The organism is Dehalococcoidia bacterium (assembly GCA_041653995.1).
GTDB lineage: Bacteria > Chloroflexota > Dehalococcoidia > GIF9 > UBA5629 > CAIMUM01.
In genome coordinates, this window is the sequence record JBAZEK010000003.1 from 198,179 (window position 1) to 212,875 (window position 14,697).

Below are 14,697 nucleotides of genomic sequence, written 5' to 3' on the forward strand. Positions count from 1 at the left end.
CCTGTAAGTTTTAATCTTGCCGAGGTAGAGGTGGTCAACAAGAATTTTATCGATGCGAGTTGTTGCCGGCTTTGTGGTACCTGCCTTTCCAGTTGTCCCATCTTGGATTTCAGCCCGGAGCGGGCACGCGCTGCCAAAGAGCGGCTCAACCTCGGTCTGGACAGCGGCGTACTCGACAGGTGCACCACCTGCTTTTCATGCAATTCCTACTGCCCCAATAACTGCCACCCTTATGAGTTGATTCTGCTACGCTGGCACGAACGATATTTGAGGCTGGGACTGCCGGCCATAGCCCGCATGGTAATGCCGGGCGATCAATCTTCCATCTGGAGCCAGCTGTACCCGCTGCTCCCGACCGATGAGAAAGATCAGATCAGGGAATGGAGAAGGATGGAGGGCAAGCAGGACAAAGACATCCTGCTGACCGGCTGTTTCAGCTCTTTTTCTCCCTACCTGGCTGACAACTCCGTGCTAAAAGGCCTGACGGTCTATGGGGATGAGCGCCTCTGGTGCAGCGGCGGGCATATCTACCAGCTCGGGTTGCTGGATATTGTGGAGAAGGCCGGCCTGCGGATTAAAAAAGTTCTGGAGGAATTGAAGCCCCACCGTGTGGTGACCATGATGGCGGCAGAACACGCGATGCTGACCCGCATCCTGCCTGAGAAATTCGGTATCAATATAAACACCGATGTCATCACGCTGGAACAATGGCTGCTTCAACAATTACAATCAGGCAATCTATCGCTGACCGCACCCATCCGGCTGCGCATCGCCATACATGACAACTGCTTCTCCAAAAGTGAGGGGAACAGCCTGTGGCGTGCGGTCAGGGAAATAGCATCGGCCTGCAAGGCCGACCTGGTGGAGATGCCGCATAATTGCCGGGACGCCCTCTGCTGTGGATTCGGCGCAGCCGCCGGGAAATTCAGCCTGCTGGACCTGATCGAGCATGGTTCCAAACGTTTGAAGGAAGCCGAACAGGCGGGCGCAGATTGTCTGGTCACATATTGTTCTGCCTGCTATTTCATCTTCTCCGTGGTGAGGGAGCTTTACGGAAGCAGGCTGGAATTGTATCACCTGCTTGAGCTGGTAGATCTGGCGCGGGGAAACAAACCGCTGCACCGCACTCGACAGAGGGCCTTTCAGATCATCGCTATCATAACGGCCAATGTACTGCGCATGGCCTTCAACGGCGCTGCCCGCCGCCGTTTTTATGTCGATTTAAGCCTGTTCGACCATGAGATGTCCCAGGAAGCTATAGGCTCGGAATCAACACGCATGGTAAGGTTTTTCAATACCCTCTACGGTAGTGCGGCCTTTCGTAACGCGATAGTCCTCGGCATCCTTCACTTTACGGTCAGGACGATCATATATTTTCGAAGGAGGTTGAGCCATGACGGATACAGGGAAATACCAGTTTCATGACGTCAAAAAATGCAAGCTTTGCGGGGAATGCTTGTCCCGCTGTCCGGAGCTTAACCTGCCGTTGGACGCTGCCAAACGAGAGAAATTGAAAATCAACCGGGGAGAGATAAGCCCTTACGTATCAAAGGCCTGCACCGGTTGTTTCAATTGCGATTTCTACTGTCCCAACCAGGCCAATCCATGCGAGACCATCGTCCATCACTGGTGGGAAGTTTATCGCAGCCGTGGCCTGCCGGAACGGGCCCGCTACTTTCAGCCGATGGAGCCGCTAAATTTCCGCAGCTATGTTACACAGCGCCTGCCCGCTGATGAAAAGGCCAGGCTGGCAAGCTGGGACGACATCTCGCGATGCGAGGAATTCATCTACCCGGGCTGCAATGTCTGCACCGTTCCCTACCTCACAGAGACATCGCTTTTACCCAAAATACCGATCCGCGGAGGCCTCTCATGGTGCTGCGGCGAAACCTACTTCCGCACCGGATGTTACGACCTGGCGGAAGCCCAGGGCAAACGCATGCAGGCGCGTTTTAATGAAATGGGAGCTAAAAACATTCTCATGATGTGCACAGCCGGCACCTTCCTCTTCACCAAAGTGATGCCCGAGCGCCTGGGCATTAAATTCGAGGCCAAATTCAAACCTCTGGTGCGCTACCTCTGGGAAGAGCTGCAAAGCGGCAGGATCAAGGTCGAGCGCAAGCTCAACATGTCTGCTACGGTACAGGATTCCTGTTATTCCAAGTTCCTGGAGCCTGATTACATTGAGCTGCCACGCAAGATACTCCAACATATAGGCGTTGAGGTAATTGAGATGCCTCGCAGCCGCGACAGGATGGTATGCTGCGGCATCGGCGGCGGCTTCAGTATTGAGAGTTGTTACAATACCATAGACCTGACAAGCTCCACGCTGAAGAGATTGGGTGAGGCCAAACGGACAAATGCGGATATCCTCTGTGTTTATTGCGCGGGGTGCCTGCAAATGCTTGGTTCCGGTTCGCTGCTATACCCGGGAGCCCAGCAGATATACCATCTGCTTGAGCTGGTGCAAATGGCAGCCGGTGAGACGCCTCAGCGCAGGATCAGGCAGCGAGCCCTGACCATGTTCAGCGGTACGCTGATCCACCAGGCGCCCAAATTATTATCTCCCTCACATTTCCGGCCTACCATATAGCGCATTAATCGGAAGGACCGTTTTATATTAATCTGGCCATAGGAGGTTAGCTGTACGATGATTCAGCTTCGGTTTGATAAGGATAAATGCTCCAAATGCAAGCCCGTTTCCTGTCTCACCAAGTGCCAGTACATCAATTTCGATGTGAAATCGGCCAGGACAGAATGGTTGAAAATTATTAGTGGAGGGGACTCGTTCGTCCTTGAAGCCTGCACTACCTGCTACGCCTGTGAAGAATACTGCCCGCACGGCAATCATCCTTTCTACATGATCGTTGACAGGCAGGAACAAAAAGGGATACTGCCCGCTCCCAGGCCGATAGTCACCATGTGGGTCAACCAGTGCCAGCCCGTCGGCAAATACATGGTGGGAATGCTGCAGGAAAAGGCGCTGTCCTATTGCCTGCTGCCGCAATTCAACATACTTGCTCACGGCAAGCTGTTCCAGGACATCGAATATTCTGTAATAGTCGGCCAGGAGTTTTTCTGCAACGCTGTTTTCCTGCACTACGCAAAGCTGTCGCTCATAAGAGAAAGGTTGCCGATCATCCTGGAGAATATCAAGAAGCTGGGTATTAAGGAACTGGTCTGCCTTCATGACGAATGTTACGCGACCTATACTTCGATTGCGCCCGCCTACGGCATAGAAGTGCCATTTAAGCCGGTGCACTATTTTGAATACCTGCTGGAACAACTGAATAAACTCCGATCGCAGGTAAATCCTCTAAACCTGAAAGTGGCCTACCAGAGAAACTGCTCCACCAGGTTGATACCGCAGATTGATCATTTTGTTGATGATATCTTCAGTGCTATCGGCGTTGAAAGGATCAAGCGGAAATACGACAGACAGACGGCGCTTTGCTGTGGCGAGATCTTCAGAATGGGTATGGGACCGGACCTGGCCGATGATGTCCAGAAAAGAAACATAGATGACATGCTGGAATCAGGCGCCGAATACGTTGTTTTCAATTGCCCCGCTTGCTGGGATTCGCTGGCGGATAAGGTGGCCGCGCGTGGACTAAAGCCCATACACATGATCGATCTTTGCAGGCTGGCGATAGGGGAGGGACAGAGCCTCCAGCTGTCTAAAATGGAAGCAGGGGTATAAATGCGATGATAGACATATTACAAGAACTCAGCAAGATCACCGATAAAGACTACGTATCCAACAATCAAGAGGAGCTATACCTGTACGGGCGGGACCCTGGCTTGATGCCGCCTCATGAGCCTGACTATGTCGTCATGCCGTTAACGGTTGATGAGATACAGGCCATAGTCAGGCTGGCAAACAGAGAGAAAATTCCGATTATCCCCAAAGGCGGCGGCCTTTCTCTTACAGGCCTGGTTATCCCGCAAAAAGGGGGCATTCTGCTGGACATGAAGCGGATGGGGCAAATAATTGAAGTCAACGAGCCGGCAGGATATGTGATAGTGGAAGGAGGTACCACGCACGGCGCATTAAAAAGCTACCTGTTAAAGAATTACCCGCATCTTCGTCACAGCATACCTGATTCTCCACCGATAACAACAATCGCAGCGAACGCGGTAATACATGGCCAGGGACGCCTTACGCAGCAACACGGATTCAACTCCGACATGGTTTGCGGCCTGGAGGTGGTGCTGCCCACAGGTGAAAAATGCAAGATCGGCTCCTGCGCTGTCTCGCCATACTGGTTCTCCAAGGGACCGCCTCTTCCCGATCTGAGTAGCCTGTTTTTCGGCTGGTTTGGCACCACCGGTATCATCACCAAGCTGGCGCTGAGACTCTATCCCTGCAAGAAGATTCGAGATGCCATGCTTTTCCTCACCGATGAGGCCGAACTTGTGCCCGAAATCATGCGCAAGCTTGGCCGGACTGAAATGATAGAAGACCTGGTGGTGACCGCACAACCTCTACCGCTCAGGTTCAGGGGCAATTATTATATACTTTTCTATATAACGGGCGACACTGAAGAGGAAGTGGAATTCAAAAAGAAAATGGCCTGGCGTGCGCTATGGGAATACTTCGAAAGGAGACAGGGCGGGTTTGTCAGCTTGCCCCCCGAAATGAAGACGCCCATGCTGGCGATGCCATCCAAAGACACCACCAGGTTCGCGGACGTCAGTAAGGGAGGAGGGTTTGAATACAGTGGCCCCATAGCCCCGCTGGAAAAGTACCCCGTATACGTTAAAAAGTTGGCCGAGCTGGCGCAGAAATACGACCTTTTCTACTCTTCCGCTGCCCGCATGATCGATGGTGGTCACAGCATGATGTTTTCCTTCTCCTACACTTTTAACCGCGCTGAGCCGGATACTATGAAAAGAGCCAAGCAGGCGCTTGATGAAGCAGCCGATTTCGCACTCGAAAATGGGGGGGTTATGTGGAAACCCAATATCGATGAACAGCAGTTGACCATGGCTAAAATGGACCCGGAAACCCTCAACCTAATGATGAGGATCAAGAACCTGCTCGATCCCAATGGAATTATGAATCCCGGTAACTGGGAGGTGCGCGGATGAAGAAATACCAGGCGCAGATACACAGGTGCTTCAGGTGCGGTTACTGCAAATTCCCGACCGACTACTCTGCCATAAATTGCCCCTCTTACAACAGGTTCCGGTTTGATACCTATTCCACGGGTGGCAGGTTGTGGCTGACATATGGGTGGCTGAAAGGCGAACTGCCCTGGTCGGAGCACCTTGCCGAGATTCTCTACGCGTGCACCAACTGCAAGAACTGCACCGAGCAGTGCCCGATGAAGTTTGCCCCCGACATCGTGGAATGGATAATCGGCGCCAGGAGCGATATGGTGGAACAGGGGAAAATCCCCGCCAGGGTCAAGCGCTTCCTCGAATCCGTTTACAATTATGGTAACCCTTTTAAATACCTGCAAAATGAACGCGCTTCCTGGGCGAACGGAACCAGGAAATATGAGAAAGGCGACGATTTTCTGCTGTATATCGGCTGCCTTGGCTCTTACGATGAAAACGGCCAGAAAATGGCAAGGAACCTGGTCAGCTTACTGGAAAAAGCAGGCTTGTCCTTCGGCATACTGGGCAACGACGAGGAGTGCTGCGGCAACGAAGTGTATTCCCTGGGAGAGACCGAATTGTTTAACGCATTGGCAAAAAAGAACATCGATAAATTCAGGGAATTAGATGTAAAAAAGGTTATCACCCTGTGCCCTCACGGTTACAATATCATGAAGAATCAGTACCAGGGCATGGGGTATTCCTTCGAAGTCCACCACTATACACAGGTGCTGGATAGCCTGATGAAGGACAAAATGCTCAAGCCTAAGGCTGGTAAACAAAAGGTCACATACCATGACCCGTGTTACCTGGGCAGGCACAATAAAGTATATGATGCGCCTCGCAGTGCCCTGCAAAGCCTGAATGGAATCGATCTCATTGAGATGGGCAGAAATAAGGCCGATGCCTTTTGCTGCGGCGGGGGCAGCGGCAATTTTGTGACCGATTACCTGGCCGGTGGAAAGGATAGCCCTGCCAGGACCAGGGTACGTGAAGCCGGACAAACAGGGGCTTCTACACTTGCCGTGGCCTGCCCCGGGTGCATGGTAATGTTCACAGATGCGATCAAGGCAGAAGGTTTGGAAGATAAGATGCGCTTAATGGATATTTCCGCGATAATCCGAGAATCAATAGGCACTTAGAAGATCTGCGACGTTTATACAAGGATGGGGCCGTTGCCGTCACGGCAACGACCCCATCCTGCAATCTATTTCTTAATCGTGGAGATCTTCAGAAGGGAATACAATCCGCAATATCCGGTTATTCCCGTTATCAGTGCGATCAGGCCCAGTATACCGACTACAATGACGGCCCATAAATCCCAGGACCCCATAAAATACATTGCCAGACCAATTAAAATGATGCCGACGATAACCCTGATTACGCGATCCGCCGTTCCCTCGTTTCTCTTCATATAACCGACCTCCCTGACCAAATTCTAAGACCTTTGTGTATGGAGGTCAATTACGTCGCGATTTGTCTGCAACTTACTGCAACACCTCGTTTGACCAAAAATATCAGACACCATATAATGATTATGGGCATATGCCCATAATGTAGTAGTCTGAGGTTATAATGCCACGACCAAGAAAATGCCGCAGGATCGCCTTCATGCCAGGGATTAATTATTACAAACCGGCAGGTGTGCCGCTGAGGTTCCTGGATGAAGTCTGCCTGTCTTTTGAAGAGATCGAGGCAGTGCGCCTTAAAGACCTGGAAGATCTCGACCAGGAGCAATCAGCGGGACGTATGAACATATCCCGCTCCACTTTTCAGCGGGTGCTGGAATCGGCGCGTAGAAAGATCGCCGACGCGCTACTGAGTGGTAAAGCAATCAGGATCGAAGGTGGTAATGTCGAAATTATTCCGCACCGTTACGTTTGCGAAAACGGCCACCAGTGGGATGTGCCGCACGAGCAGGCCATGGCAGAACCTCTGCAGGCATGCCCTGTTTGCAATACCACCGCACCAGGTTTGCTGACAGAGACTAATTTAACCCGAGGGCGTGGAAGAGGGGGCAGATGCCATCGAGGAGGACCAAGCCGCTGAAATGGTCGGTCAGCGTGTATTGAAAATGCAGAAGGAGATGAAAAATGCCATACGGAAGAGGCTACGGAATGGTAGGGGGTTTCAGGGGAGCCTATGCTGCCTGGCCGTATATCGGCCGCGGCCGTGGAGGCCTTCCCAGGTGCGGGTATTACTTCGATAACCCGGCCAACTATATGCCCGGCTATCAGGGTAAAGCGCCCGCTGCCGCAGATTATGATCTGGGCGACCTGAAAAACACTGTGTCCACCTTGAAAGAAAGGCTGTCACGGATGCAGGCAACAATTAGCGAGATGGAACGACGGGGGTCTTAACTGGCCACTGCATTCACTCATCTACTAATTTCCTGAAAAATATAAATAACTGGAGGTATTCAAATGCCAGGATTTGATGGAACCGGGCCAAGGGGTCTTGGCCCCATGACAGGCGGAGCAAGGGGCTTCTGCGTAACGCCGGCAGGCAACATCGGCGCGGGTTACGGTCGCGGCTTTGCACACCGCGGCTACGGACCGGATTATGGGCCGGTTTACCAGGCTCCGCCCAATCAGCAGGAGATCATACAGCTCAGAAACGATATTAACCAGTTGTTAAATGAGCTTGAAAATCTGGAGGCAAGGATCGATCAAATGGAGAAACGCTAACCCAGATATTGCCAGACAGGCTAAATGAATAGATTAGGAGGAAAAGTATGAAATTAGCAGTGACTGCCACCGGACAGGGTCTCGATGCCGATGTTGACCCGCGTTTCGGCAGGTGCGACTATTTTATCTTTGTCGACCCGGATACGATGGATTTCGTAGCGGTTGCCAACAATGCTTCCGCAGGCGGCGCCGGCATCGCTGCCGGCCAGACGGTAGTAACGTACGGCGCAAAAGTTGTATTGACCGGTGACTGCGGGCCAAATGCCTATCAGGTTCTTTCGGCTGCCGGTGTTGAGGTCTACACCGGCGTTTCCGGAAAGGTAAAAGATGCTATCAATGATTATAAAGCAGGTAAACTCAATGCCATCGGTCAGGCCACTGTACAACCTCACCATGGTCTATCTGCCGGTTAGTGATAAAAAGTATAAAAGTATTGAAAGGAGGTAAGACAATGCCAAGAGGAGATATGACAGGTCCACCTCAAGGTGGCGCAGGAAGAGGGACAGGAGCTGGTGGAGGAGCTGGTGGAGGCGCAGGCAGAGGTAAAGGCATGGGTGCTGGCGGAGGCGCAGGCAGAGGAATGGGTGGAGGTAGAATGGGAGGCAGTCGTCCCGGCGCAGGGCCGGGCGGAGAATGTGTTTGTCCTCAATGCGGAGCTAAAGTGGCACACCAGGCCGGTAAACCCTGTTATAGCATCAGCTGTCCCAAATGCGGCACAAAGCTGACCAGAGGTTAAATGATAATTTCTGTTGCCAGCGGCAAAGGCGGAACAGGGAAGACACTTGTATCCACCAGCCTGGCTATATGTATCAGCGCTAAGGAAAAGGTGCAGTTACTCGACTGTGATGTCGAGGAGCCCAACGATCACCTTTTCCTCAGACCGGTCATTACAACCAGCGAAACGGTCAGCATACCCGTTCCGAAGGTGGACTATGCCAAATGCAACTTCTGTGGGGAATGTGCGCGGGTATGCGCCTACAAGGCTTTAGCCGTGGTGCCCGGTAGCGTGCTTGTATTCGACCAGTTGTGCCACGGCTGCGGCGCCTGCAGTTATCTCTGCCCCGAAAGTGCTATCTGCGAAGAAGGCAGGGAGATGGGCGTTGTGGAGTCAGGAAATGCGGGTGACATCGAATTCGTGCAGGGCAGGCTCACCGTCGGCGAAGCAATGGCTGTCCCCGTTATCCGCAGGGTTAAAACAAAGATCAATCGTGATAGACTTGCCATACTGGATGTTTCACCGGGCACATCATGCCCCGTAGTGGAAACCATTAAGGACAGCGATTACTGTTTGCTGGTCACAGAGCCGACGCCCTTCGGACTGCATGATCTGGAACTTGCAGTTGAGACGGTCAGGCAACTGGGTATCCCCTGCGGTGTGATCGTCAATCGTGCTGTCAGCGGGGAAACCCTGGTACATGAATATTGCATCCGTGAAGGCATACCTGTCCTGCTCGACATACCCCTCGACAGGGGTATCGCCCACCTCTACTCCGAAGGTGTCACACTGGCCGAGGGCATATCGCAATGGCAGGATTCATTTACGAATGTATACACTGAAATCAGGGAAGCTTTACATGAAAGAAGTCGTTGTGCTTAGCGGCAAAGGCGGAACAGGAAAGACAAGCATTGCCGGCTGTTTTGCTGCCCTGGCGCACAATAAAGTGCTGTCGGATTGCGATGTGGACGCCGCCGACCTGCACCTGCTTCTGCAGCCAACCGACAGGCAGACAGAGGAATTCTGGAGCGGTCAGATCGCCCACATCGATGAAACCACCTGCACCGGATGCGGTCTGTGTCAGGAGTTATGCCGGTTTGACGCTATCCATAATTTTCAGGTCAGCCGCGTTTCTTGTGAAGGCTGCGGTTTCTGCGCACATATCTGTCCTGTCAACGCCATTACAATGCAGGATAACATGGCCGGTCACTGGTATATTTCGGATACCAAATACGGACCACTGGTACGCGCCCGCCTGGGTATAGCGCAGGAGAACTCCGGCAAACTGGTTGCGCTGGTCAGGCAACAGGCCAGAAAAATTGCTGCGGATAAAGGCTATTCTACTATCATCACGGACGGACCTCCCGGCATAGGCTGTCCGGTGATTTCATCGCTTTCCGGCGCCGATCTGGCGCTGCTGGTTACCGAGCCAACGGTATCGGGCTTGCACGACCTGGAACGTGTTATCGAAGTCTGCCGCCATTTTAGAGTGCCCGCCACAGTGTGTATTAACAAATATGATATCAACGAGGAGAAGGCCTCAAAGATAGAAGAACACTGCGCCGATATCGGGATCAAGGTATCCGGGAAGATACCCTTCGATACCGCTGTAAACCGTGCGGTCGCACATGGCATCCCGCTGGTGGAATACGGCGAAGGACCGGCAACCGGAGAGGTCAAGCGGCTCTGGAAGAATATCGAAGAACTTATATCGCCCGATTAATTATCAGGAGAACATTATGCCTATTTATGATTACGCCTGCGAAGATTGCGGACACCGTTTTGAACTCAAGCACGAAATGGGCGGCGCCTGTGATCTCAAATGCCCATCCTGTAGTAGCAGTTCTGTAAGTAAACAGATTTCGATGCCCGGCCTGATCAGAACTGAAGCCAAACCGCAGGGCGGGCAGACATGCTGCGGGCGCACCGAGCGCTGTGATAAACCTCCCTGTTCTTCAGGAGGGCAGTGCCACAAGTAATAGCTGAAGGATACCGCTATTAAATAAAAGAAGGAGTTTTACATGAAGTATGCGATACCCGTAAACGGAGGAATATTATCGGCGCATTTCGGCCACTGCGAGCAATTTGCCCTGATCGACGCCGACGAAAAGAGCAAGAGTATCATTCGAAAAGAGCTGGTAGCCTCACCGGCGCATCAGCCGGGACTTTTACCGCCATGGCTGGCCAAACAGGGTGTACAGGTAGTGATCGCCGGTGGTATGGGCGGCAACGCCATCTCTCTTTTCCAGCAAAACGGCATCAATGTACTGCTGGGCGCACCGGCTGCCGAACCTGAAAAGATAGTTATCGATTATCTCAATGGCAATCTTGTGACCGGCGATAACGCCTGCGACCACTAATCGCACGGCTGAAGAAGCACAATTATAGGAAACAGTGGTAGCAGTCGATATGTCTATTATTTACGGCCCTGTTCCATCCTGGCGTCTGGGGAGATCTCTCGGCATAGACATGGTTTCGACCCGCCTTAAAACCTGCTCGTTCGACTGCGTCTATTGCCAGTTAGGAAGCACATTAAACAGGCAAGCCGCCAGAAAGGAGTTCGTTTCGCTCAAGAGCCTGGAGCATGAACTTGGTTCGCTGCCGCCGATAGAGGCGGATTATGCGACTTTCTCCGGTGTCGGAGAGCCTGCGCTTGCAAGCAATATCGGAGAAGCCATTGAGATGGCCCGACGATCATTGAGTATTCCTATCGCCGTACTGACAAATTCATCTCTGTTATATCAACAGCATGTACGTGAGGAATTAGCCGGCGCAGATATGGTGGTTGCCAAGCTGGACGCTCCTGACGATGACCTGTTACATGTTATCAACAGGCCTGTATTCAGCCTGTCTTTTCACCGGTTAATTGAAGGAATCAGATCATTTCGTTCCATATTCGACGGAAAGCTGGCTCTCCAGTTAATGTTCATGCAGACAAACCGGCGGAAAGGACCTCAGCTGGCTGAATTAGTTAAGGCTCTTGACCCGGATGAGATCCAGATCAACACGCCACTCAGACCATGCCCGGTCAAACCATTGAATCGATCTGAGCTATCTCAAATAAGGAGAGATTTTTCCGGCTTCAAGCACGTTATTGACGTCTACCAAGCTGCAAAGCCGGCTGTATTACCACTAAATCAACAGCAAACGAAGCGCCGCAGACCTCAAGCGTAGCTAATATAATCAGCATGAATCAGATATTAAATCGAAACGAAACCTGCATAAAAGATCTTTTTACATTTGTCTGCTTTTTACGTATGAAGTACAATCCGATAGTGCCGGTGCCCGTCCTGCAGGACCCCACCGGAAAATTTAAACAGGTGGCGATGACTGAAATGGAAAGAATCAATCTTGAGCCTAACTATACTTGTAACGAAGTACCGGGCAGGTGCTTGAAGTGTCTTGCCGAGAAAGAGCTGGATAACTGCCTGTTCGCATTGCTCAGCGAGCAATCCAGTGATGAAGAATTGCAGCAGCGTTATGAGGCACTGCTGGCATTGTTGGAGTCTCCTGACTTAGAGAAGCTGCGGAGCGAGGCGGAGAGACTGCTTTCCGAGGGCAAGCAGGTTAAAGTAAAGGTAGACTATGATGCAGGCAACCTGCAGTGCAAGTTAATTGTTGATTAAAACAGGAGAAATAAACTATGAAAATCGCAGTGGTCACTGACGACGAATCTACAATCTGTCAGCATTTCGGCAGGGCGCAATACTACATGGTCTTTAACATGGATAACGGGAAGATCACCGGCAAGGAGAGGCGCGACAAGCTGGGACATCGCCATTTCGCCAGCCAGGAAAGCGGACATGGTGCCGCAACTGGTCCGCACGGATACGATACAGATTCACAGAGAAAACACGCCAGTATGGCTGAGGCGATTAAAGACTGCCATGTACTGATCGCCGGAGGCATGGGTATGGGCGCCTATGACAGCATGAAAAGCTACAATATCGAACCAATTGTAACCGATGTTTCAAGCATTGAAGATGCGATTAAATTATTTGCAGAGGGCAAGTTGCCCAACCTGATGGATCGGTTGCATTAATCGGTTTTTAATCGGTTGAAATAAATGAGCGATAAAAAGGAGGAGGTCATGGAACAAAACGCAGAATCCAATGCAGTCTCAATGCCCAGGATCGGTGACAAGGCGCCGTCTTTTAAGGCCGTGACTACGCAGGGAGAGATCGATTTCCCCGCGCAATTTGCAGGAAGCTGGGTCATTTTATTTAGCCACCCGGCGGATTTCACCCCTGTATGCACCTCGGAATTCATGACCTTTGCCAGCATGGAGCAGAAGTTCGCCGAAGTGAACTGTAAACTCGTTGGGCTGTCTATCGATGGCCTTTACAGCCACATTGCCTGGCTACGTACGATCAAAGATAAGATCGAGTATAAAGGCATGAAAAATATAGAGGTGAAATTCCCCTTAATTGAAGACATTACCATGGAGATAGCTAAAAAATACGGGATGATCCAACCGGGGGAAAGCAGCACAAAGGCAGTACGCGCTGTGTTTGTGATCGATCCCAAAGGAATAATCAGGGTCATTATTTATTACCCGCTCAGCCTTGGCAGGAACTTCGACGAGCTTCATCGGATAGTAATCGCTTTACAGACAGCAGATGCGTTTTCTGTTGCCCTTCCAGCTGATTGGAGGCCGGGCGATGATGTAATAGTCCCTCCGGCAGGCTCGTGTGGCGTGGCCAAGGACAGGATGGACGGCAAAGAAGACATGAAATGCTACGACTGGTTCTTCTGCACTAAGAAACTGGATAAGGACACAGTGTTAAAAGCCTGCACCAAAAAGAAATAATGCAACGTTGACAGGGACTACCAGATATCGTTCACAATCAAAGGGATCGGCTGCAAGGACGTCGAGACCATGGGAGGGCGACCTCGCATGATAGGGCGATGACGTAATCGGTTTAGTAGTCAAACAAAAAAGCTCATAGCTTTGTACTGGATAAAGGAGTAATTTATGAAGGTACTCATTATTATAAATGGTAACCCCTACGATGGTACAGATATAACCTGGAATGCTTTAATGCTGGATGAAAAGCTGAGTGGATAGAAGAGTGCAACAAGGTTCTCAGTTTCTAAAAGATCGCGTCAATTAGCACACTACAAATGGAGGAATTATGACAACACCAGAACAAGTAAGAAGCGGGCTCGATGAGATATTGGTGCCACATGCAGTGCGCAGCCTGACTTTAATGAACCTGATACGTGACATCACAATAACCGACGGCGAAGTTAAAATATCTTTGGCTTCAACCGCCCTGGACGAATCCTCTCAGAACTGGATAACAGCAAAAATCAAGGAATCTTTAAAAGGTCTGCACAACATAAAAAATGTAGATATAGCCTATAGTGACGCCAAACCCCTTGACCTGAACAAAATCAATCGGATCATAGCCGTCATGAGCGGCAAAGGCGGTGTGGGCAAGTCGCTTGTTAGCGGACTCACAGCCGTTGCTCTGAGAAGAAAAGGATTTGAAGTCGGCATACTCGATGCCGATATCACCGGACCCAGTATACCCAAGATGTTTGGTATAACCGACCGTCCCGGAGGAAACGAGAGCGGCATCTTGCCGGTCACATCCAAATCAGGCATTGAGATCATGTCGATCAATCTTCTGCTGCCCAGCGAAGACGAAGCCGTTATATGGCGCGGGCCGCTTATAGGCAAGGCCATCACTCAATTCTGGGAGGAAGTCCTTTGGGGCAGTCTGGACTATTTAATTATCGACCTGCCGCCAGGCACTGCGGACGCTCCTCTCACGGTGATGCAGTCCCTTCCCATTTCAGGTGTGATTGTCGTCTTTACACCGCAGGATTTAACAGCCATGATAGTGAGGAAGGCAGTAAAAATGGCCCAGCAAATGGACAAACATATATTGGGTGTGGTAGAAAACATGAGCTACCTTTATATCAAGGAACTCGATAAAAAAATTGAACTCTTCGGAAAAAGCAGGGCGGAAGAAATGGCGGCGGCGGCTCAGGCGCCTCTGCTGGGTAAAATACCGGTCGATCCGGATTTGGCAGCACTCTGTGATGATGGGCATATTGAAAAATATCAATCCGACTTTATCGATCAAATAGGCGAGGCCCTGGCATCGTCTGACTATGCTGAAACATCAACCGGGGCGTGATCATATTACGATGACATTACACAATGAAAACAGCGGCAATAGT

At 51.1% G+C, this 14,697-nt stretch carries 20 protein-coding genes; 19 read left to right on the plus strand and 1 reads right to left on the minus strand.

Annotation, left to right across the window (positions count from 1 at the left end; translation table 11 throughout):
- Positions 1-30 precede the first annotated feature (30 nt).
- From WC359_10050 to WC359_10070, 5 genes are read left to right on the plus strand one after another with little or no spacing between them, the layout of a single operon-like run.
- The gene (locus WC359_10050) at positions 31-1,425 is read left to right on the plus strand and encodes a (Fe-S)-binding protein (protein ID MFA5400771.1); all 1,395 of its coding nucleotides are present in this window, start codon (positions 31-33) and stop codon (positions 1,423-1,425) included.
- Positions 1,394-2,593, plus strand: a complete 1,200-nt coding sequence (locus tag WC359_10055; protein ID MFA5400772.1) for a (Fe-S)-binding protein — start codon at positions 1,394-1,396, stop codon at positions 2,591-2,593. Before WC359_10050 ends, WC359_10055 begins: the two co-directional genes overlap by 32 nt.
- 57 nt (positions 2,594-2,650) lie before the next feature.
- On the plus strand, positions 2,651-3,700 hold the full coding sequence (locus WC359_10060) for a (Fe-S)-binding protein (protein ID MFA5400773.1): 1,050 nt from the start codon (positions 2,651-2,653) through the stop codon (positions 3,698-3,700).
- 5 nt (positions 3,701-3,705) lie between these two features.
- On the plus strand, positions 3,706-5,091 hold the full coding sequence (locus WC359_10065) for an FAD-binding oxidoreductase (GenBank protein MFA5400774.1): 1,386 nt from the start codon (positions 3,706-3,708) through the stop codon (positions 5,089-5,091).
- Positions 5,088-6,245, plus strand: coding sequence for a (Fe-S)-binding protein (locus WC359_10070; protein ID MFA5400775.1), 1,158 nt, complete (start codon positions 5,088-5,090; stop codon positions 6,243-6,245). Before WC359_10065 ends, WC359_10070 begins: the two co-directional genes overlap by 4 nt.
- A gap of 65 nt (positions 6,246-6,310) precedes the next feature.
- Here WC359_10070 and WC359_10075 read toward each other — a convergent pair whose 3' ends face one another.
- Complete coding sequence (locus tag WC359_10075) at positions 6,311-6,517, minus strand: DUF2892 domain-containing protein (protein MFA5400776.1); 207 nt, start codon at positions 6,515-6,517, stop codon at positions 6,311-6,313.
- A 161-nt stretch (positions 6,518-6,678) separates the two neighbouring features.
- Here WC359_10075 and WC359_10080 point away from each other — a divergent pair, with 161 nt between their 5' ends.
- The 14 genes from WC359_10080 to WC359_10145 all read left to right on the plus strand — a co-directional run bounded on the left by WC359_10080 (position 6,679) and on the right by WC359_10145 (position 14,654).
- Entirely contained in the window at positions 6,679-7,152 is a 474-nt protein-coding gene (locus WC359_10080) for a DUF134 domain-containing protein (protein ID MFA5400777.1), read from the plus strand.
- 44 nt (positions 7,153-7,196) lie between these two features.
- A complete protein-coding gene (locus tag WC359_10085; protein ID MFA5400778.1) occupies positions 7,197-7,463 on the plus strand; it encodes a hypothetical protein in 267 nt (88 codons plus the stop codon).
- Positions 7,464-7,526: 63 nt separating this feature from the next.
- Positions 7,527-7,790 carry a DUF5320 domain-containing protein gene (locus tag WC359_10090; GenBank protein MFA5400779.1) on the plus strand — a complete coding sequence of 88 codons (264 nt, stop codon included), beginning with the start codon at positions 7,527-7,529 and terminating at the stop codon, positions 7,788-7,790.
- Positions 7,791-7,837: 47 nt separating this feature from the next.
- Entirely contained in the window at positions 7,838-8,203 is a 366-nt protein-coding gene (locus tag WC359_10095) for a NifB/NifX family molybdenum-iron cluster-binding protein (GenBank protein ID MFA5400780.1), read from the plus strand.
- Positions 8,204-8,275: 72 nt separating this feature from the next.
- Positions 8,276-8,515: a hypothetical protein gene (locus WC359_10100; protein MFA5400781.1), complete on the plus strand. Its 240-nt coding sequence runs from the start codon at positions 8,276-8,278 to the stop codon at positions 8,513-8,515.
- Positions 8,516-8,526: 11 nt separating this feature from the next.
- Positions 8,527-9,387 carry an ATP-binding protein gene (locus tag WC359_10105; GenBank protein ID MFA5400782.1) on the plus strand — a complete coding sequence of 287 codons (861 nt, stop codon included), beginning with the start codon at positions 8,527-8,529 and terminating at the stop codon, positions 9,385-9,387.
- Positions 9,365-10,228, plus strand: coding sequence for an ATP-binding protein (locus tag WC359_10110; protein ID MFA5400783.1), 864 nt, complete (start codon positions 9,365-9,367; stop codon positions 10,226-10,228). Before WC359_10105 ends, WC359_10110 begins: the two co-directional genes overlap by 23 nt.
- Positions 10,229-10,244: 16 nt before the next feature.
- On the plus strand, positions 10,245-10,484 hold the full coding sequence (locus WC359_10115) for an FmdB family zinc ribbon protein (protein ID MFA5400784.1): 240 nt from the start codon (positions 10,245-10,247) through the stop codon (positions 10,482-10,484).
- 42 nt (positions 10,485-10,526) lie between these two features.
- On the plus strand, positions 10,527-10,865 hold the full coding sequence (locus WC359_10120; protein ID MFA5400785.1) for a NifB/NifX family molybdenum-iron cluster-binding protein: 339 nt from the start codon (positions 10,527-10,529) through the stop codon (positions 10,863-10,865).
- Positions 10,866-10,914: 49 nt separating this feature from the next.
- A complete protein-coding gene (locus WC359_10125; protein MFA5400786.1) occupies positions 10,915-11,679 on the plus strand; it encodes a radical SAM protein in 765 nt (254 codons plus the stop codon).
- Positions 11,680-11,762: 83 nt separating this feature from the next.
- Entirely contained in the window at positions 11,763-12,131 is a 369-nt protein-coding gene (locus WC359_10130; protein ID MFA5400787.1) for a hypothetical protein, read from the plus strand.
- Between the two features lie 17 nt (positions 12,132-12,148).
- Entirely contained in the window at positions 12,149-12,547 is a 399-nt protein-coding gene (locus WC359_10135; protein MFA5400788.1) for a NifB/NifX family molybdenum-iron cluster-binding protein, read from the plus strand.
- A gap of 48 nt (positions 12,548-12,595) precedes the next feature.
- A complete protein-coding gene (locus WC359_10140) occupies positions 12,596-13,315 on the plus strand; it encodes a peroxiredoxin (GenBank protein MFA5400789.1) in 720 nt (239 codons plus the stop codon).
- A gap of 325 nt (positions 13,316-13,640) precedes the next feature.
- On the plus strand, positions 13,641-14,654 hold the full coding sequence (locus WC359_10145) for an Mrp/NBP35 family ATP-binding protein (GenBank protein MFA5400790.1): 1,014 nt from the start codon (positions 13,641-13,643) through the stop codon (positions 14,652-14,654).
- Positions 14,655-14,697 lie beyond the last annotated feature (43 nt).

What these genes read in the sequence shown, in the direction of transcription:
- WC359_10125 (MFA5400786.1), top strand. Translation starts at nt 10,915, where the DNA reads ATGTCTATTATTTACGGCCCTGTTCCATCCTGGCGTCTGGGGAGATCT.
- WC359_10075 (MFA5400776.1), bottom strand. Translation starts at nt 6,517, where the DNA reads ATGAAGAGAAACGAGGGAACGGCGGATCGCGTAATCAGGGTTATCGTC.
- WC359_10140 (MFA5400789.1), top strand. Translation starts at nt 12,596, where the DNA reads ATGGAACAAAACGCAGAATCCAATGCAGTCTCAATGCCCAGGATCGGT.
- WC359_10085 (MFA5400778.1), top strand. Translation starts at nt 7,197, where the DNA reads ATGCCATACGGAAGAGGCTACGGAATGGTAGGGGGTTTCAGGGGAGCC.
- WC359_10120 (MFA5400785.1), top strand. Translation starts at nt 10,527, where the DNA reads ATGAAGTATGCGATACCCGTAAACGGAGGAATATTATCGGCGCATTTC.
- WC359_10130 (MFA5400787.1), top strand. Translation starts at nt 11,763, where the DNA reads ATGAAGTACAATCCGATAGTGCCGGTGCCCGTCCTGCAGGACCCCACC.
- WC359_10055 (MFA5400772.1), top strand. Translation starts at nt 1,394, where the DNA reads ATGACGGATACAGGGAAATACCAGTTTCATGACGTCAAAAAATGCAAG.
- WC359_10135 (MFA5400788.1), top strand. Translation starts at nt 12,149, where the DNA reads ATGAAAATCGCAGTGGTCACTGACGACGAATCTACAATCTGTCAGCAT.
- WC359_10060 (MFA5400773.1), top strand. Translation starts at nt 2,651, where the DNA reads ATGATTCAGCTTCGGTTTGATAAGGATAAATGCTCCAAATGCAAGCCC.
- WC359_10080 (MFA5400777.1), top strand. Translation starts at nt 6,679, where the DNA reads ATGCCACGACCAAGAAAATGCCGCAGGATCGCCTTCATGCCAGGGATT.
- WC359_10115 (MFA5400784.1), top strand. Translation starts at nt 10,245, where the DNA reads ATGCCTATTTATGATTACGCCTGCGAAGATTGCGGACACCGTTTTGAA.
- WC359_10065 (MFA5400774.1), top strand. Translation starts at nt 3,706, where the DNA reads ATGATAGACATATTACAAGAACTCAGCAAGATCACCGATAAAGACTAC.
- WC359_10090 (MFA5400779.1), top strand. Translation starts at nt 7,527, where the DNA reads ATGCCAGGATTTGATGGAACCGGGCCAAGGGGTCTTGGCCCCATGACA.
- WC359_10110 (MFA5400783.1), top strand. Translation starts at nt 9,365, where the DNA reads ATGAAAGAAGTCGTTGTGCTTAGCGGCAAAGGCGGAACAGGAAAGACA.
- WC359_10070 (MFA5400775.1), top strand. Translation starts at nt 5,088, where the DNA reads ATGAAGAAATACCAGGCGCAGATACACAGGTGCTTCAGGTGCGGTTAC.
- WC359_10105 (MFA5400782.1), top strand. Translation starts at nt 8,527, where the DNA reads ATGATAATTTCTGTTGCCAGCGGCAAAGGCGGAACAGGGAAGACACTT.
- WC359_10095 (MFA5400780.1), top strand. Translation starts at nt 7,838, where the DNA reads ATGAAATTAGCAGTGACTGCCACCGGACAGGGTCTCGATGCCGATGTT.
- WC359_10145 (MFA5400790.1), top strand. Translation starts at nt 13,641, where the DNA reads ATGACAACACCAGAACAAGTAAGAAGCGGGCTCGATGAGATATTGGTG.